We start from the raw sequence: 17,014 nt of genomic DNA on the forward strand, positions 1-17,014 counted from the left end.
TTCCTAAATGCACAACAGGTCGATATATCTTTTAATATCTATGAATGTTACAAACTTGTTTCTCTTTGATAAGTTTTACGTCTTTTCTAACCTTAAAACATTTAGTGATTTTGAAAAAACTTTGCGAGCTTTGCGTTTAAAAATTTAGTTTCGCCTCGCATTTATCATTTTGTAGCTCATAATTCTGGCAATATTCAAAGCTCTGGTAATCGCAGTTTCAGCGTTTTCGCCTTCAAAATTATCGTGCACGGTCTTCTCCCAAACCTGCAGCCAGCGGTTGAAATGTTTTTCTTCCATAGCAGTAACTTCATTCAGTGGAAAATGAACACGCATCGGGTTTCCTTCATAAACAGGATTTCCCAGTAAAATACTTTCCCAAAAATTATACATTTTCGGAAGATGCTTGCTGAGGTCTATTTTTGCAATGTCAGTGAAAAAGAATCCAATTAAGTCATCTTTTATCACCTGGTCATAAAAACGATTTACCAATAATACCACGTCCTGGCGTGTTGTGATGTCATTCATAATTACAAAGTTATGGAAATAGAAGTTAAAAGTATGATATTCACTTTTTTGTATATTTGGTAAAAGCAATATTATGTATATATTCACAGTTTTACCGGTCTTAGTCATAATTGGTTTCATCTCTGTTACGCTTTACAAGCATTTTTACAAGAAATAAGCAGGATTTGATATCGTCATTTTTCTTTATATTAGGATTTTCTGTGCTTTGGTGCGGATTATATTATTTAATGTTTTCCTAAGAAAGCATTAATTTTGCAAAATGGATCTTGATCTCTATAAAAAACAAGCGTTGCAAAAACAGAAAGAACACCGGAAATTCTTAGAAGGACTCAAAAAGAAACCACCGAAGAATCTGGATTATCTGGTTGTAGAAAAACATGAAGAAACCTTTGAGGAAATAGACTGTCTTAGTTGTGCGAATTGCTGTAAAACTGCAGGTCCGCTTTATACAGAAAAAGATATCGAAAGAATATCCAAACATCTGCGAATGAAACAAGCTGACTTCGAATCCAAGTTTCTGAGAGTAGATGAAGATAACGACAAAGTTCTTCAAAATTTACCTTGCTTTTTCCTGAATGGTGATAATACTTGTTCCATCTATGATGTTCGTCCCAAAGCTTGTCGGGAATATCCTCACACAGATCGCAAGAAGATATATCAGATCAATAACTTGACTCTTAAAAATACATTGATCTGTCCCGCTGCTTATGTTTTCGTGGAAAAAATGAGGAGTTTACTGGATAAGTAAGCTGTACTAAACTTTTCCCAAAAATCTTATAGCTTCTTAAATTTAACATAATATGGTTTAGTGTTTGAAACTAATTATCTACACTAAATAAATTGTTATGAAAAAGTTAATGATAACGGGAGCATTTCTAATGTTTGGAACATTATTGATGAACGCACAAACGACTCCCAAAAAAGATAATATGAGATCGAAAGCAGAGAAAAATCTGAAATCGACAGAGATGAAAATGGATACATCTTATCAAACTATGGAAATTAATAAGAAAGATACATTCAATCTTAATCAAAGACAGAAAATTGAAGATGATAAAACTAGGAAAAGAATGCAACCAACAAGAGATGGTTTGAATAACGAATCAATAAAACCTCAGGAACTTGCGCTAGGACAATTAGAATAAAAAAATGAGCAAATTATTTTGCTCATTTTTTGTTGTTTATGGTTTCCATTCAACCACAGCTTTTATAAAAGCTTCGGCATTTTCAACAGGAATATTTGGTAAAATCCCGTGCCCGAGATTAACGATGTATTTATCTTTTCCAAAACGGTTAATCATTTCGTGAACCATTTTTCTAATAGTTTCCGGCTTCGAGTGTAATCTTGACGGATCAAAATTTCCTTGCAAAGTCACAGCATTATTCGTGAATTGTCTCGCTAATTCTGGCGTGATGGTCCAATCCACACCCACTGCAGACGCTTTGGATTTTGTCATCTCGTCCAAAGCAAACCAACAGCCTTTTCCAAAAATCACAACGTGAGTCAAAGGTGCCAATGCTTCAACAATCTGATTGATATATTGCCAAGAAAATTCCTGATAATCTGCTGGCGAAAGCATTCCACCCCAAGAATCGAAAACCTGAACCGCAGAAACCCCTTTTTCTACTTTTCTTTTCAGGTAAGCAATCGTTGTATCCGTGATTTTCTGTAATAATTTGTGCGCCGCTTCTGGCTGTAGAAAACAAAATGATTTCGCAATATTGAAATCCTTAGAACCTCTACCTTCGATACAATAACAGAAAATAGTCCAAGGTGAACCGGCAAACCCAATCAAAGGAATCTCGTTGTCCAGCTTTTCCAAAGTCATTTCTATCGCATCGAAAACGTAACCCAAAGTATCATTTACATCGGGAACGATAACGCTGTCAACTTGTTCTGCAGTTCTGATAGGTTCATCCAGCCAAGGTCCAACCGATTCTTTCATTTTGAAATCGATTCCCATTGCTTGTGGAACCACTAAAATATCGGAGAACAAAATCGCCGCGTCTAGAGGAAATCTTCTAACTGGCTGCACCGTGATTTCCGAAGCCAATTCCGGCGTTTGGCATCTTGTGAAAAAGTCGTATTTGTCGCGCAATGCGATGAACTCCGGCAAGTATCTTCCCGCTTGTCTCATCATCCAGACTGGCGGTCTTTCTACGGTTTCTCCGCGAAGAGCCTTTAAATATAGGTCGTTTTTAATCATTTTTATTTTTAATTATTTTCAAATGTTGCTTTTTTTGCAACGGTTCGTTTAAAATGGGTTATTGCAAATTTTGCAACAACTAAAAACATCAATAGAAATGGGCTTTAGGCCATTTTAAAAATATAATTTCTAAGAGGCTTTAGCCGAAACTTAGATTTTGGCTAAAGCCTATTTGCTTTTAATAATGGACATCGGGCTGAAGCCCGACGCTATTAATTTATATAATCTTAAAAACTTTTATTTTGAACTAAAATTAATATTAATCAAATTCAACAAATCAGTTAAAGTATTTTTTGAGCTTGTAATTATTTTATTATCAGTTAGTTTTTCCAATTCTGAAGTCGTCGTTTTTCCAATTGAAAAAATCTTGACATCATCCAATTGATTCAACTTCGCAAAACTACGAACTCCGCTCGGACTGAAGAAAACTATCGCCTGATATTTCTCATTGATTTTCGGGTAAAGTAGTTCGGTCTTATAAACAGGGATTTTTTTGTAAGAAATATTTTGCAAAGGCAATCGCTCGTCCAAAATATCAAGCGCTATATTTCCACAGAAATGTAAAAACTTTTCGTTTACAGAATTTTCGGTAATGAATTGTGATAATTCACTTGCGTTTTTGCAAAGCTTATAAGTTCCGAAATTATGTTGTCTTAATTCCTTTTTAGTTTGTGAGCCAACAACGTAGATTTTGTTATAATTTTCCGGCTCGGCAAAGTTTTCATTTGGAGAAAATCCATTTTCAAAAAAAGCTTTTACGCCATTCACGCTTGTGAATATCAATGAATTGTTTTTTAAACCGAAAGATTTAGTTTTTAAAAATTCAGTATGAATGACTTCAACAAAATCAACCGAAAAATCCGCTCCTAATTTCTCAGAAACCTTTTCTTTTTCTAATGATTTTGTGAAAAGTATTTTCATATTAATTATATGTCTTAGGGAACCTCAGACTGACATTGGTAAAATTAAAACATTATTTTGTCATTCCGTAGGAATCTAAATTTAGCTGTTGAGATTCCTACGGAATGACAAAAGGGACGTTGAATTTAAAAAAATTACAAAGATTTTTTAATTTCTTCCATCAATTCTTTGCCTCCGTTTTCCAAAACTTTGTTGGCTAATTTTTCTCCGAAGTTTTCAGAATCATTCCAATCGAAAATCTCATCAGTTTCAATGCAATTTTTTCCGTCAAGTGAACAAAGTCTTCCGATGAATCTGATTTGCCCATCCAACATTTCAGCTTTTGCACCAATTGGAGCAGTACAACCGCCTTCCAGCGTTTTCAGAAATTCTCTTTCTATCGTTACGCAGATTTCAGTTTCTTTATGAGAAATCGATTTTAAAGATTCATGCAAAATTTCATTATCAGATAAACTTGCAATAGCAACTACACCTTGCGAAGGGGCTTGTAATAAGAACGGAATTTGCTCGTAAGTGATATCCAGATTCATTCTTTTGATGCCTGCTAAAGAAAAAATTGTAGCATCAGCGATTCCGTCGTCCAGTTTTTTCAAACGGGTTTGAACATTTCCTCTGATGTCTGTGAATTCGGTTTCGGGAAATTCTTTTAACCAAAAAGCACGTCTTCTCAAACTGCTGGTCGCAATTTTCAGAACGTTTAAATCCAAAGGTTGAGCATCATTATTTCTAACCAAAACATCTTCAGGGAAATCTCTTTCCAAAACTGCAGAAATCTGAATATTATTCGGCAATTGCGTTGGAACATCTTTTAATGAATGAACGGCGATGTCAATTTCCTTATTTAATAAAGCGATGTCCAAATCTTTTGTGAAAACTCCCGTGATTCCCAATGCATAAAGCGGTTGATCCAGATTTTTGTCACCAGAACTTATGATAGGAACAATCTCAGTTTGAAAACCAAGGTTTTGTAATTTTGATTCTACTTCCTGAGCCTGCCAAAGCGCAAGTGGACTATTTCTGGTTCCTATTCTTATTTTGTTCATCGGATTCTTGTTTATGGATGTCTAGGATTTCTTCCATTAGTTTGGTGACTTCAGTCGCCCGTAATGGATTTTCCAGGATGTATTTTGCAAATCGGTTGGTTATTTTCTGTACCAATTTATTAGATAATTCCATATCTTCGATTTTAGCATAATGGAATTTCTTATGAATGTTGCGCATTTCGTTTTCCTCAATCTGTTTCAAAGAGTTTTTGAACTGATTAATTTGAGGTGCGAGTTTTCTTTTCTTTTCCCAATCTACAAAGTCCTTCGCCATTTCTTTGATGATGCCTTCCGCTTTCGGAATTTCCTTCTTGCGCTGTTCCATTGTTTCCTTGATAGTTTGGGAAAGCTGGTCTACATCTATTAACTTAACATTTTCCAGCTCTCCGATTTCCTTCTGAACATTATTCGGAATGGATAAATCTATGACCAGCATTTCTTTATCTTTAGGGAAATTGGATTCGTCAATAATATATTTCTGTGCGCCTGTTGCCACAATCAGAACATCAGTTTGTTTTAGTTCTTCTGGAAAAAGATTGAAATCGATTTGTGGAATTTTATATTTGTCGGCAATTTTCTCAGCTTTCTCAAAAGAACGGTTCGCTATTTTCATCTTGGGCTGATAGATATGTTTTACGAGATTGTCAATGGTGTTTTGTCCGATGTCTCCAACGCCTAGAAGGAGAATTTTTTTTTCGTGGATGTGTCTCGTATTATTCAATATATAATGTACCGCAGCATATGAAACCGAAGCAGAACCTGTGCTGATTCCTGTTTCATTTTTAATTCTTTTTGAAATCTGAATGGATGAGTTAATCGCACGTTCGAGATAAGGATTCGAAAAATCCTTATATTTTTTAAAACGATTATAAGCATTCTTGATCTGCGAAACGATTTCAAAATCACCAATAATCTGGCTTTCCAGACCTGCGGCCACGCGAAAAAGATGAAACAAAGCATCTTCACGCTGGATGACATTTACATATTTTAGGAATTCGGAAAGGCTTACACCTACAGTATTACAGTATAATTCCGCAATGTGAAGGTAATTTTTTGTAGTGGAATAGATTTCTGTCCTATTGCAAGTAGACACCACAAAGGCATCACCATAATCCTGCTCGTGGATCTGATTCACAAAAGATTTGATGTGTTCGTCGAAGAATGCAAAACGGCCTCGCGTTTCGGCATCGGCTTTTTCATAGCTGATGCTGAGAACGGCAAAATCAGAAGTCTGGTGAAATTTATTTCTCTGGCTCATTTTTTCAGTGAACAAATTTACGATTTTTAAAACTAAGGCTGATGACGAATATCAGTTTGCCGAATTGATTATATCTATATTAATTGGTAAAATACTTAAGTCAAAGCTCATATCTAACTATCGCTTACCTAATTTTTTTTGCGATTTTGATAATGTACAACACGAAAATTTAATAAAATTTTAACCAAAAAAAATTGATTTGAATCTTTAGAATGTATCTAAATTTATATCTTTGTAAACTTAATAATTATTGAACGGAAATGGGTTTATTGGATATGTTCACGCAAGAGATTGCGATTGACTTAGGAACGGCAAATACGCTAATTATACATAACAACAAGATCGTTGTGGATCAGCCTTCTATCGTGGCGATAGAGCGTTCGTCCGGTAAGCCGATTGCAGTGGGAGAGCAGGCAAAACATATGCAGGGGAAAACCCACGAAGACATCAAGACAATACGTCCGCTGAAGGATGGTGTGATTGCAGATTTTCACGCATCCGAGCATATGATTAAGGAATTCATAAAGCAGATTCCGGGCATCAAAGGAAAGCTTTTTCAGCCAGCTCTCAGAATCGTCATTTGTATTCCGTCTGGTATTACTGAAGTGGAGAAAAGAGCGGTTAGAGATTCTGCTCAGAAAGTGAATGCCAAAGAAGTTCGTTTGATTTATGAGCCAATGGCAGCTGCTATAGGAGTTGGGATAGATGTTCAGAAACCGGAAGGGAATATGATTATCGATATAGGTGGTGGAACAACGGAGATTGCTGTCGTAGCACTTGGCGGAATTGTTTGTGATAAATCTGTGAAAATTGCAGGTGATGTTTTCACCAATGACATTGCTTATTACCTGAGAACACATCATAATTTATATATCGGAGAAAGAACAGCCGAGAGAATTAAACTGGAGGTTGGTTCTGCGGTGGAGGAATTGGATGTTCCAATTGATGATATTCCTGTACAAGGCCGTGATTTGATTACTGGAAAGCCAAAAGAAATTATGGTTAATTATAAAGAAATTGCCAAAGCTCTTGATAAGTCGATTATCAGAATAGAGGATGCTGTGATGGAAACTTTATCTTTGACACCTCCGGAATTGGCGGCTGATATCTATAAAACCGGAATTTATCTTGCTGGTGGTGGTGCTCTTTTGAGAGGTTTGGCAGACAGGCTTCACAGAAAAACCGGACTTCCTGTATTTGTTGCTGAAGACCCATTGAGAGCGGTGGTTCGCGGAACCGGTATTGCTCTTAAAAATATGGGCAAATTCAATTTCTTAATCAAATAATAATCTTCTTAAAGTTGAATTGATTGTAAATATCTCAACTCTTATGAATTGAGAATCATTTATCAATCATCAATTATCTTTTATAACTTAGATGGGCGCTCTGCTGAGATTTTTTTCCAAGAATGCATTATTTGTGTTCTTCATATTTCTACAATTGGTTGCAGTTGTATTGATATTCAGCAAAAACTCAATGCAACAAAGTTTCCTTGCAGCTAAAACGGCAGCTTTCAACTCCTGGGTTTCGGGCTATATTGATGAAGGAACATCTTATCTTAAGTTGAAACAAATCAATGAAGACCTTGTTGTGCAAAACAAAGCGTTGATGCTGCAACTTTACGGAAAGGAAAATGCAAAAAATCCTAGTTTCCGAAGAGTTTATGATACCATTGGGGGCGGACAAATCTATACTTTTGTGGATGGTGAAGTAGTCTTTAACAGCATTAATAGGAAGGATAATTATTTTACTATAAACAGAGGAAAACTTCAGGGCGTTAATTCCAAGATGGGCGTAATTGCACCAAGGGGAATTGCCGGAATCGTTATTAATACGACGGATAATTATGCTTTAGTTCAGTCTGTACTGAGTATGAACAAAATAAAGATCAGCGCAGCGCTTAAAAAGTCCGGTTACTTCGGAACACTATCTTGGAAAGGTGATGATTCCCGTACAATGACACTGTCTGATGTTCCTAAATACGTTCCGCTGAAAGTGGGAGACACTGTGGTAACCGATGGAAAATCTTCTATTTTTCCTGCCGGAATTATGGTGGGAACTGTTGCTGGTTACCAAGTGGACAGCAAAACTGGTTTTTGGGATATTTCTGTTGAGTTGAGCGAGAAAATAGGTAAATTAAGTAAGGTCTTTGTGGTTAGAAATCTTAAAAAATCTGAGGTTCAGAAGATTGATGATACCTTAAAAGTACAAATCAAAAAAGATGGTCAGTAGAAACATTGCATCGGACTTGCTTCTCATAGCATTGCTTACAGCTTTTCAGATTTTTATTCTAAACAGGATTACATTGTTTGGTCAGTATATTCCTGTGCTTTATCCTGTTTTCGTGATGTTTTACCCTTTTTTTAGAAATCAGTTTCAATTTTTAGGATTGAGTTTTTTACTAGGATTATGTGTAGATGCATTTCTTGGAACATGGGGAATCAATGCGTTTGCGACGACAGTTATTGCATATTTCAGAACCATTATATTCAGAACGTCTACGGATACCACTACGGATTTCTTTTCTTTCCAAAGTATCCAGTGGACGCAGTTCATATTTTTTATAATTACCAGTATTTTTATCCATCAGTTTTTGGTACAGTTTATCGAGTTTTTTAAATTCAACAGATTTTTTGAAATTTTATTTAATGTAATAGTTACCAGTGTTATTTCGTTTGTATTTATATTAACCTATACATTAGCTTTTAAAATCAAGCAAAAAGTCTGAAACTAAAAAATGTGTACAAACCAATCGTTATTTTCTTTGACATCGAGGTTGCATATGTCCTCCTAAAAAAATAGAAAAGCACATATGAAATCACAATATCTAAAAATCATTCTCGCACTTTCTGTCATTGCAATTATTTTCATTGCAAGACTTTCGTATTTGCAATTGTTCACAGACCGATATGCACTGAACGCAGCCAATACATCCATCAAAATCGAATATGTCATTCCGCCAAGAGGCGTCATTTTTGACAGAAACGGAAAGATTCTGGTTGGTAATCAGCCTGCATTCGAGATTTCGTACACAGCAGCACTTCTGAAACCCGATTTTGACACCATTGGGTTTTGTAAATTGATGAATATTACAAAGCCGGAATTCATCACTACAATGAAGAACATTGAGAAGGAAAAATATTATTCCCGACTGACGCCGATGACTTTTATGAAAAATTTAAGTCGTGAAGATATGGCGAGAATTCAGGAGCTGATATTTAAGTATCCTGCATTTGCAATTGTTCCAAGACCACAAAGGCAATATGAGATCAATACTTCCGGAAACCTTTTGGGATATACCAATCAGGTGAATGATAACGATATCAAGAAAGACTCTTTATACTATTTGCCCGGCGATATTATCGGGAAAAGCGGAATAGAGAAAGCGTACGAAAAAGAACTGCGAGGTGAGAAAGGAATGAAATATATTCAGAAAGACATCCGCCAAAGAAGTATCGGTTCCTACAAAAATGGTGAGCTGGATAAAGAAGTAGTGACAGGAAAAGATCTAACGCTGACGATTGATTATGATTTACAACGCATGGCCGAGGAAATGCTGGTCAATAAGCACGGCGCAATCGTAGCATTGGATCCTAATAATGGCGAGATTCTTACGATGGCTACTGGGCCGGACATTGACCCGAATCTTTTTACTGGTCCCAATAAATCACGAAATCTTTACCGATTAGCCAACGATACAATCTACGAAAATAAACCGACGTTTGATCGTTCCGTTCAGGCAGCTTATCCGCCGGGCTCAACGTTCAAATTATTGACAGCATTAGCAGCAATGGAAATGGGTGTGATGACTGACAAAACAATTTTTCCTTGCGGAAGAGGATTTTTTTATCGTGGAAAAAGCATCAAAGGTCACGGTGGTGCAGATCCTTTGATTCCTTCTATACAGGTTTCCAGTAACTGTTATTTTACGTATGCCTATCTTGCTATTATAAAAAAATATCCCGGAAATCCATCCAGAGGTGTAGATGAATGGAAGAAAATCATCAATAGTTTTGGGGTAGGTGAATATCTAAATAATGATTTGGCAGTGGGGGCTAAAGGAAGAATTCCTTCTGGAAAATTTTATGAAAAGAGAATGGCTTCTATTTATAAAGCCAGCGGTTCTAAACGGACAGATTTTAAAAACTGGGACGAAATGCCTACCGGAGCTTTGTATAATGGGATGGGGCAGGGTGATGTTCTTCTGACGCCGATGCAAATGGCCAATTTTGTAGCAGCTATTGCTAACAAGGGATGGTATTATACACCTCACGTGGTGAAATCTATCGATGGAAAACCAAATCCAGATCCCAGATTCAAGAAAAAACATATGACATTGGTTCAGAATCCACAATTTTACAATGTTGTTCTTCAGGGTATGGAAGCAGTAATGCTGAGGGGAACAGGTCGCGGACTGATGTCTAAAGATTTTACTCAATTGGCTAAAACAGGAACTGCACAAGTTCCTCAGGGAAAGGATAACTCAATTTTTGTTTTGATTGCTCCAGCTGACAAACCGAAAATTGTAGTCGCAGCAGTTATGGAACACGCTGGTTTTGGTGCAACATGGGCAGGACCTGCCTGTACAACTATTGCGGAAAAATATGTAACTGGAGAACTGAAAAGAGAACATCTTTACAAAAAAATGATCAGTTCCAGTTTTATGCCTGAATATAGAAGACAGTATATTGCAGACATGAAAAGGAAAGGCTGGTATAAAGAACCACCAGTAGATTCTGTTAAACTAAAGCGTGCAAAAGACAGTCTTCAGGCTTTGGAAAATAAAAAAAATAAAAAAGACAGCTCCAAAGTTAAACCAGTAAAAACTAAATCAAGATGAGATGGGCAGAAGGAATAGATAAACTTGGCATTGCACTTTATATCCTGCTTTGTGTCTTCGCAATTGTTAATATCTACAGTGTGAAGGCTGAGCTTGGAGAAAAGCAGCTGATTTTTTTCGGTATCTCTTGTTTTGTAGGCATGATCATATTCTTTATGCGAACGAAGTTTTTTGAGAATATGTCAGCCATAATTTATGTAGGTGGGGTTTTACTTTTGGTGGGACTTTTTCCTTTCGGGACAGAGATTCTTGGTCAGAAAAACTGGTATAAATTCGGAGGATTTACAATGCAGCCGGTAGAGTTTGCGAAGATAGGAACCGCGTTGATGCTCGCCAATTATGTTTCCAATCCCGATTTTAATCTCAATAACAGAAAAGTTCTTTACACCTCTTTAGCTATTGTTGCAATACCTGGAATTGTGGTTCTGATGATTCCCGATGTTGGTTCCTTGTTAGTCTTCTTTGCATTTCTCATGGCGCTTTACAGAGAAGGATTATCAGGTTGGTTATTTGGCGTAATATTTATTTTTGCTGCTGTTTTTTTAGTGTCTATTGCCGTTAATCCATTGTATGTAGTCATTGCGATTTTAGTTATTGCAGCTATTTTTGTTTTTCTAAATTTTTACAGGATTCAGGGGAATGTGCTGTACATCATTGCAATTGTTTTGACAGTCGGACTTTTAAGTGCTTTATCTTATGGCTCACCGTACATCTTGACAAAATTACCAAAACACCAGCGGGAAAGGATAGAAGTTTTATACAAAGGTGAAAAAGCATTCCGGGATACCTCAGGCTACAATTTGCTGTATTCTAAAACAGCCATTGGTTCCGGCGGACTTACTGGAAAAGGTTATAAACAGGGCTCTGTAACACAAGGCAAATTCGTTCCAGAGCAGGAAACGGATTACATTTTCTGTACAGTTGGTGAAGAATGGGGCTTTATAGGAAGTACGGTTTTGATTCTTTGCTATGTCATTTTTATAGGTAGGATCTATTATCTGGCAGAAAATCAGAAAGCAACATTCAATAGGGTTTTTGGGTATTGTTTTGCCTCCATTTTATTAATTCACTTTGCTATTAATCTTGGAATGGTTATGGGACTTTTTCCTACGGTTGGAATTCCTCTTCCATTTTTTAGTTATGGAGGAAGTTCGCTTTTGGCATTTTCTATTATGACATTTATTTTCTTTAAGCTCAATTATGCAGACAAAAACAGCCTCGTTTAAACGAAGCTAAATTATTATATTCCTATTTCGTCAGTTTAATCCAGCTTCCTCTCCCTAGCGTATGGAGTGTTCGACGAAGTCAATCTTTTTAGGTTAGGAGACGTTTTGTTGGATTTGATATTAAAATCGGTCCGATAAAAAGTTCTCAATATTGTCCTTATATTCTGTTAAAGTAAAAAAATCTTTACCTACCTGTTCAACCATTTTTTTTGAAGTTATATGAAGCATGAGGTCTTATTTCAAAATTAATCAGCTTTATTTTAAAAATCTAAATCTCCATACTCAAAAACGAGCTGAAATAAAATAAAAAAAGCATCTCTAGTGCGAAATGCTTTTATAAATTTTTTTTAATCGAGAACTAGGAATACATCTGCTCTTGCAGTTCTTTTATTTTTTTGTCTGCAAGATATTCATCGTAAGTCATATCTCTGTCGATGATACCTTTTGGCGTCAGCTCGATGATTCTGTTACATACCGTTTCCAGCAATTCGTGGTCATGAGAGGATAGCAAAATGTTTCCTTTGAAGTTACTCAGGGAGTTGTTCAATGTAGTAATACTTTCCAGATCCAAGTGGTTGGTCGGCTCATCCAAAAGAAGAACATTCGCTTTCTGAAGCATCATTCTGCTGAACATACAACGCATTTTCTCGCCTCCGGAAAGAACTTTACAAGATTTTAGTGCTTCGTCTCCTGAAAATAACATTCTTCCAAGGAAACCTCTCATAAATTCTTCGTGTCTTTCCTCATCGTTTTTAGTAAATTGTCTTAGCCAATCTACCAGGTTTGCATCTTCTTGGAAGTAATCTGTATTATCCAATGGCATGTAAGACTGGTTGGTTGTTACGCCCCAGTTGTAAGTGCCTTTATCCGCTTCCATAGTGCCGGAAATGATTTGGAAAAACTCTGTTATAGCTAATGAATTTCGGGAAATAACAGCTACTTTATCACCTTTCTTAAGGTTGAGGTCAATATTGGAGAATAGTAATTCGCCGTCTTTTGTTTTTTCAAGACCTTTTACATCCAGGATCTGATCGCCCACTTCTCTTTCTATATCGAAAATAATCGCAGGATAACGTCTTGATGACGGTTTGATATCATCGATGTTTAGTTTGTCGATCATCTTTTTACGTGCAGTGGCTTGTTTCGCCTTCGCTACGTTGGAGCTGAATCTTGCGATGAAATCCTGTAATTCTTTTTTCTTTTCCTCCGCTTTTTTATTAGCCTGAGCTCTTTGTCTCGTTGCTAATTGAGATGCCTGATACCAGAAAGAGTAGTTTCCAGTATAAAGGTTCAATTTAGAATAGTCCAAATCTCCGATATGCGTACAAACCGCATCTAAGAAGTGACGGTCGTGAGATACAACAATTACGGTGTTTTCATAATCTGCAAGGAAATCTTCTAGCCAGGCAATAGTGGCGATGTCCAAGTCATTGGTAGGTTCATCCAGAATCAGAACGTCCGGGTTTCCGAACAATGCCTGGGCTAGTAAAACTCTTACTTTGTCCTTGTTTTCTAATTCCGACATCATTTGCCAATGCATATCATCCTTGATTCCAACATTAGAAAGCATTGTTTGTGCATCAGCCTCGGAATTCCAGCCACCCATTTCATCATAAAGTACACCCAATTCGCCTGCTTTGATTCCGTCTTCGTCAGAAAAATCCTCTTTAGCATAAAGTGCATCCATCTCTTCCTTGATCTCGAAGAGCTTTTTGTTTCCTCTGAGAACAGTTTCTAGGACTGTGAAATTATCATAAGCAAAGTGATCCTGCTCCAGAACTGACATTCTTTTTCCAGGTTCCAATGAAACATTACCGGAAGTGGATTCCTGCTTTCCACTCAATATTTTTAGAAAGGTCGATTTCCCGGCGCCGTTTGCACCAATTATCCCATAACAATTTCCTTTCGTGAATTTTATATTAACTTCGTCAAAGAGAACTCTCTTCCCGAACTGTAATGATAAATTAGATACTGTTAACATATTGTTTTGTAAATTTGTTGCAAAATTACGAAAATAAGTTGGGATAGTGAATTCTCACTAAGCATTAACATATGAAAGTTAAAATTGAAAAAACTGTTAATATTCTCAATAAACGTGCTCGTTTTGAGTATGAAATTCTAGAGGAATATGAAGCTGGTATTGTACTGACAGGGACAGAGATAAAATCTCTTCGATCTTCCAAAGCATCCATTACAGAAAGCTTTTGCCAGTTTATTGAGGATGAACTGTATGTCATTAATATGATGATAGATGAGTATAAACTAGGTACTTTTTATAATCATAAAATAAAAAGGGAACGAAAGTTGCTACTGCATAATTACGAATTGCAAAAACTTAAAAAAAAGTTAAAAGATGTTGGTAATACTATAATCCCTCTAAAGCTTTATATTAATAATAATGGTAAGGCAAAACTTCTGGTTTCCCTTGCAAGAGGGAAGAAACTCTATGATAAAAGAGAAGCCATAAAAGATAGAGAGGATAAAGTCAACATTCAGCGATTGTTAAAGAAAAACTAAAAAAACTTTGTTTATAAAGAAAAATTATATTTATTTTGCATTATCAATTATTTAATCATTTAATTCTATGAAAAATCTAAAATTAGGAATTTCAGCATTGGCACTTACTGTAGCCTCTACTGTTTTCGCACAAACTACTACCAATCCTTGGGTGATCGGTGTAGGTGCTCATGGAGTGAATCACGTTGCTCAAAGAAATAATTTCAGCAATACGTTCTCATTCAACAATTTTAAAGAAAATTTATTTGGTGTATCAAAATATTCAATTACACCACCACTATCTAAATTGACGGTTGCAAGAAGCCTTGGAAAAGGTTTAGTTCTTGACTGGCAAACAACTGTTGGAAATGTTGACAACAAGAGATTGGGTATGGATAAAGAATTTTTCTTGATGACAGGTCTTGGTCTTCAATTCAAAGCGGCAGGTCTGCTTTGGGATGAAGAATCTTGGTTTGATCCGTATTTGAGAGTTGGAGCTAACTATCTAAGACACGACTATACAGGTCTTACTTTCCCAAGAACGGATACTAAATCTGGTGAGGTTTATGGAGAATACAATGAGGATGGTGATCTTACTGGAAAAGCAAATCACTTTACTGTAAGTACAGGTGCTGGTATTAACTTCTGGATAACTAAAAACTTCGGTTTAGGTGTACAAGGAGATTATGTAACAACTCCAGTTGATAAAACTAACGTTCCTAATTTCTGGCAAGCTTCCGCTTCATTATTATTCAGATTTGGAAATACTGACAGAGATAAAGACGGTATCCCTGATAAATATGACAGATGTCCAGATACCCCAGGTTTACCTGAGTTCCAAGGATGTCCTGATACAGATGGAGACGGTATCCCAGATATCGACGATGCTTGTCCTACAGTTCCAGGACCAGTTGAAAACAACGGTTGTCCTTGGCCAGATACAGACGGTGACGGTGTACTAGATAAAGACGATGCTTGTCCTACAGTTCCTGGTCCAGCAGAAAACAACGGTTGTCCTTGGCCAGATACTGACGGTGACGGAATCCCTGATAAAGATGACGCTTGTCCTACAGTTCCTGGACTTCCAGAATATCAAGGATGTCCTAAGCCAGCAGCAGCTTATGCTACTGAAGCGACTGGAGCATTACAAAATATTTTGTTTGATTTCAACAAAGCTACTCTAAGAGCAGAATCTAATGGTAAATTGGATCAGGCTGCTGAAATCTTGAGAGGTGCTAAAGATGCTACATTCCTTGTAACTGGTCATACAGACGCTAAAGGATCTGAAGCATATAACTTGAAACTTTCTAGAGAGAGAGCTGCTTCAGTTGTTAAAGCTCTTGAATCAAGAGGAGTTAACCCAAGCCAATTAAAATCAGTTGGAGTTGGTAAGAGAGATGCTAAAGTTCCTGCTACAGCTTCTGATGCTGAAAGACAAGCTGACAGAAAAGTAGTTGTTGAAGCTGTAAATGGTGCAGCTTGGGACGCTCTTCGAAAATCAGATCTTCCAGTAGTTGAGAAAAAAGTTGTGAAAAAAGCTCCAGCTAAGAAAAAAGCTCCAGCTAAGAAAAAAGCTCCAGCTAAAAAGAAAAAATAATTTTAAATAATTAATTTTCTAAATATAAATACCTCCAATTTTATTGGAGGTATTTTTTTTGTTTCTATAATTCAGTATTTTTGTACAAATAAATTAATCACAAAATGGGAAGAGCGTTCGAGTATAGAAAAGCTTCAAAAATGGCCAGATGGGATAAGATGGCCAAAACATTTTCAAAAATAGGTAAGGATATTGCACTCGCAGTAAAAGCGGGCGGAACAGACCCAGAATCTAATCCTGCACTCAGAAGATGTATTCAGAATGCTAAAGGTGCCAATATGCCAAAGGATAATGTAGAAAGGGCAATAAAAAAAGCAAGTGGTGCAGACGCTGAAAATTACGAAGAAATCACCTACGAAGGATACGGACAAGGTGGTGTAGCTTTTTTTGTAGAATGTACTACTAACAATCCAACCAGAACTGTAGCTAACGTTAGAGCTATTTTTAATAAGTTTGACGGTAACTTAGGTAAGAATGGCGAGTTAGCTTTTATATTCGACAGAAAAGGGATTTTTACGATTGATAAATCTCAAATTAAGTCTGAATGGGATGATTTCGAGATGGAAATGATTGACGGTGGCGCAGAAGAAATTGATCAGGACGAAAACGAAGTATTAATTACAACTGCTTTCGAAGATTTCGGTTCAATGTCTCATAAGTTAGATGAACTCGGAATCGAGGCAAAAAGTGCCGAATTACAAAGAATTCCCAATAATACCAAGGGAATGACCGATGACCAGTTCAAAGCCAATATGAAGATGCTAGAACGCTTTGAGGAAGATGACGATGTTCAGAACGTATTTCACAATATGGAGTTCACAGAAGAACAATTGGAATCCATATAATATAGAAATCAAAACATAAAAAATCCCGACTAAAAAGGAGGTCACTGAAAAACCCT

At 36.5% G+C, this 17,014-nt stretch carries 16 protein-coding genes; 10 read left to right on the top strand and 6 right to left on the bottom strand.

What is annotated here, in order from left to right; all coding sequences use genetic code 11:
• Positions 1–144 precede the first annotated feature (144 nt).
• Complete coding sequence (locus EGH73_RS11915) at positions 145–525, bottom strand: group III truncated hemoglobin (protein WP_089770738.1); 381 nt, start codon at positions 523–525, stop codon at positions 145–147.
• Between the two features lie 259 nt (positions 526–784).
• On the opposite strand from EGH73_RS11915, the gene EGH73_RS11920 reads away from it, so the two are divergent.
• Together EGH73_RS11920 and EGH73_RS11925 are read left to right on the top strand one after the other, a co-directional pair.
• Positions 785–1,273, top strand: coding sequence for a YkgJ family cysteine cluster protein (locus EGH73_RS11920; RefSeq protein ID WP_089770737.1), 489 nt, complete (start codon positions 785–787; stop codon positions 1,271–1,273).
• A 97-nt stretch (positions 1,274–1,370) separates the two neighbouring features.
• The gene (locus tag EGH73_RS11925) at positions 1,371–1,670 is read left to right on the top strand and encodes a hypothetical protein (RefSeq protein WP_123282028.1); all 300 of its coding nucleotides are present in this window, start codon (positions 1,371–1,373) and stop codon (positions 1,668–1,670) included.
• Between the two features lie 36 nt (positions 1,671–1,706).
• Here EGH73_RS11925 and hemE read toward each other — a convergent pair whose 3' ends face one another.
• The 4 genes from hemE to hemA form a co-directional block, all read right to left on the bottom strand.
• The gene (hemE, locus tag EGH73_RS11930; protein ID WP_123282029.1) at positions 1,707–2,732 is read right to left on the bottom strand and encodes a uroporphyrinogen decarboxylase; all 1,026 of its coding nucleotides are present in this window, start codon (positions 2,730–2,732) and stop codon (positions 1,707–1,709) included.
• Between the two features lie 237 nt (positions 2,733–2,969).
• Complete coding sequence (locus EGH73_RS11935; RefSeq protein ID WP_123282030.1) at positions 2,970–3,653, bottom strand: uroporphyrinogen-III synthase; 684 nt, start codon at positions 3,651–3,653, stop codon at positions 2,970–2,972.
• Between the two features lie 134 nt (positions 3,654–3,787).
• Complete coding sequence (gene hemC / locus EGH73_RS11940) at positions 3,788–4,696, bottom strand: hydroxymethylbilane synthase (RefSeq protein ID WP_123282031.1); 909 nt, start codon at positions 4,694–4,696, stop codon at positions 3,788–3,790.
• Positions 4,665–5,954 (bottom strand): glutamyl-tRNA reductase, encoded by a 1,290-nt coding sequence (hemA, locus tag EGH73_RS11945; RefSeq protein WP_123282032.1) that lies wholly within the window; start codon positions 5,952–5,954, stop codon positions 4,665–4,667. Before hemA ends, hemC begins: the two co-directional genes overlap by 32 nt.
• Before the next feature lie 260 nt (positions 5,955–6,214).
• Between hemA and EGH73_RS11950 the strand changes: the two genes are divergently transcribed.
• The 5 genes from EGH73_RS11950 to rodA all read left to right on the top strand — a co-directional run bounded on the left by EGH73_RS11950 (position 6,215) and on the right by rodA (position 12,020).
• Positions 6,215–7,240 carry a rod shape-determining protein gene (locus EGH73_RS11950; protein WP_123282033.1) on the top strand — a complete coding sequence of 342 codons (1,026 nt, stop codon included), beginning with the start codon at positions 6,215–6,217 and terminating at the stop codon, positions 7,238–7,240.
• Positions 7,241–7,331: 91 nt separating this feature from the next.
• Positions 7,332–8,186 (top strand): rod shape-determining protein MreC, encoded by an 855-nt coding sequence (gene mreC, locus EGH73_RS11955; protein WP_123282034.1) that lies wholly within the window; start codon positions 7,332–7,334, stop codon positions 8,184–8,186.
• The gene (locus EGH73_RS11960; protein ID WP_123282035.1) at positions 8,176–8,682 is read left to right on the top strand and encodes a rod shape-determining protein MreD; all 507 of its coding nucleotides are present in this window, start codon (positions 8,176–8,178) and stop codon (positions 8,680–8,682) included. The genes mreC and EGH73_RS11960 overlap by 11 nt, the downstream gene beginning before the upstream one ends.
• An 84-nt stretch (positions 8,683–8,766) precedes the next feature.
• Positions 8,767–10,794, top strand: a complete 2,028-nt coding sequence (locus EGH73_RS11965; RefSeq protein WP_123282036.1) for a peptidoglycan D,D-transpeptidase FtsI family protein — start codon at positions 8,767–8,769, stop codon at positions 10,792–10,794.
• Positions 10,791–12,020: a rod shape-determining protein RodA gene (gene rodA, locus EGH73_RS11970; RefSeq protein ID WP_123282037.1), complete on the top strand. Its 1,230-nt coding sequence runs from the start codon at positions 10,791–10,793 to the stop codon at positions 12,018–12,020. The genes EGH73_RS11965 and rodA overlap by 4 nt, the downstream gene beginning before the upstream one ends.
• A 358-nt stretch (positions 12,021–12,378) precedes the next feature.
• On the opposite strand, the gene EGH73_RS11975 is transcribed toward rodA, so the two are convergent.
• The gene (locus EGH73_RS11975) at positions 12,379–14,001 is read right to left on the bottom strand and encodes an ABC-F family ATP-binding cassette domain-containing protein (protein ID WP_123282038.1); all 1,623 of its coding nucleotides are present in this window, start codon (positions 13,999–14,001) and stop codon (positions 12,379–12,381) included.
• Positions 14,002–14,072: 71 nt separating this feature from the next.
• Here EGH73_RS11975 and smpB point away from each other — a divergent pair, with 71 nt between their 5' ends.
• The 3 genes from smpB to EGH73_RS11990 all read left to right on the top strand — a co-directional run bounded on the left by smpB (position 14,073) and on the right by EGH73_RS11990 (position 16,958).
• The gene (smpB, locus tag EGH73_RS11980) at positions 14,073–14,537 is read left to right on the top strand and encodes an SsrA-binding protein SmpB (protein WP_123282039.1); all 465 of its coding nucleotides are present in this window, start codon (positions 14,073–14,075) and stop codon (positions 14,535–14,537) included.
• Positions 14,538–14,604: 67 nt separating this feature from the next.
• Positions 14,605–16,113, top strand: coding sequence for an OmpA family protein (locus EGH73_RS11985; RefSeq protein WP_123282040.1), 1,509 nt, complete (start codon positions 14,605–14,607; stop codon positions 16,111–16,113).
• Between the two features lie 104 nt (positions 16,114–16,217).
• Positions 16,218–16,958 carry a YebC/PmpR family DNA-binding transcriptional regulator gene (locus EGH73_RS11990; protein ID WP_123282041.1) on the top strand — a complete coding sequence of 247 codons (741 nt, stop codon included), beginning with the start codon at positions 16,218–16,220 and terminating at the stop codon, positions 16,956–16,958.
• Positions 16,959–17,014: the final 56 nt, after the last annotated feature.

Source organism: Epilithonimonas hominis (genome assembly GCF_003730015.1).
Classification (GTDB): domain Bacteria; phylum Bacteroidota; class Bacteroidia; order Flavobacteriales; family Weeksellaceae; genus Epilithonimonas; species Epilithonimonas hominis.

Excerpts from the sequence above, each read along its gene's own strand:
- EGH73_RS11915 (WP_089770738.1), bottom strand. The coding sequence starts at position 525 with ATGAATGACATCACAACACGCCAGGACGTGGTATTATTGGTAAATCGT.
- EGH73_RS11920 (WP_089770737.1), top strand. The coding sequence starts at position 785 with ATGGATCTTGATCTCTATAAAAAACAAGCGTTGCAAAAACAGAAAGAA.
- EGH73_RS11925 (WP_123282028.1), top strand. The coding sequence starts at position 1,371 with ATGAAAAAGTTAATGATAACGGGAGCATTTCTAATGTTTGGAACATTA.
- hemE (WP_123282029.1), bottom strand. The coding sequence starts at position 2,732 with ATGATTAAAAACGACCTATATTTAAAGGCTCTTCGCGGAGAAACCGTA.
- EGH73_RS11935 (WP_123282030.1), bottom strand. The coding sequence starts at position 3,653 with ATGAAAATACTTTTCACAAAATCATTAGAAAAAGAAAAGGTTTCTGAG.
- hemC (WP_123282031.1), bottom strand. The coding sequence starts at position 4,696 with ATGAACAAAATAAGAATAGGAACCAGAAATAGTCCACTTGCGCTTTGG.
- hemA (WP_123282032.1), bottom strand. The coding sequence starts at position 5,954 with ATGAGCCAGAGAAATAAATTTCACCAGACTTCTGATTTTGCCGTTCTC.
- EGH73_RS11950 (WP_123282033.1), top strand. The coding sequence starts at position 6,215 with ATGGGTTTATTGGATATGTTCACGCAAGAGATTGCGATTGACTTAGGA.
- mreC (WP_123282034.1), top strand. The coding sequence starts at position 7,332 with ATGGGCGCTCTGCTGAGATTTTTTTCCAAGAATGCATTATTTGTGTTC.
- EGH73_RS11960 (WP_123282035.1), top strand. The coding sequence starts at position 8,176 with ATGGTCAGTAGAAACATTGCATCGGACTTGCTTCTCATAGCATTGCTT.
- EGH73_RS11965 (WP_123282036.1), top strand. The coding sequence starts at position 8,767 with ATGAAATCACAATATCTAAAAATCATTCTCGCACTTTCTGTCATTGCA.
- rodA (WP_123282037.1), top strand. The coding sequence starts at position 10,791 with ATGAGATGGGCAGAAGGAATAGATAAACTTGGCATTGCACTTTATATC.
- EGH73_RS11975 (WP_123282038.1), bottom strand. The coding sequence starts at position 14,001 with ATGTTAACAGTATCTAATTTATCATTACAGTTCGGGAAGAGAGTTCTC.
- smpB (WP_123282039.1), top strand. The coding sequence starts at position 14,073 with ATGAAAGTTAAAATTGAAAAAACTGTTAATATTCTCAATAAACGTGCT.
- EGH73_RS11985 (WP_123282040.1), top strand. The coding sequence starts at position 14,605 with ATGAAAAATCTAAAATTAGGAATTTCAGCATTGGCACTTACTGTAGCC.
- EGH73_RS11990 (WP_123282041.1), top strand. The coding sequence starts at position 16,218 with ATGGGAAGAGCGTTCGAGTATAGAAAAGCTTCAAAAATGGCCAGATGG.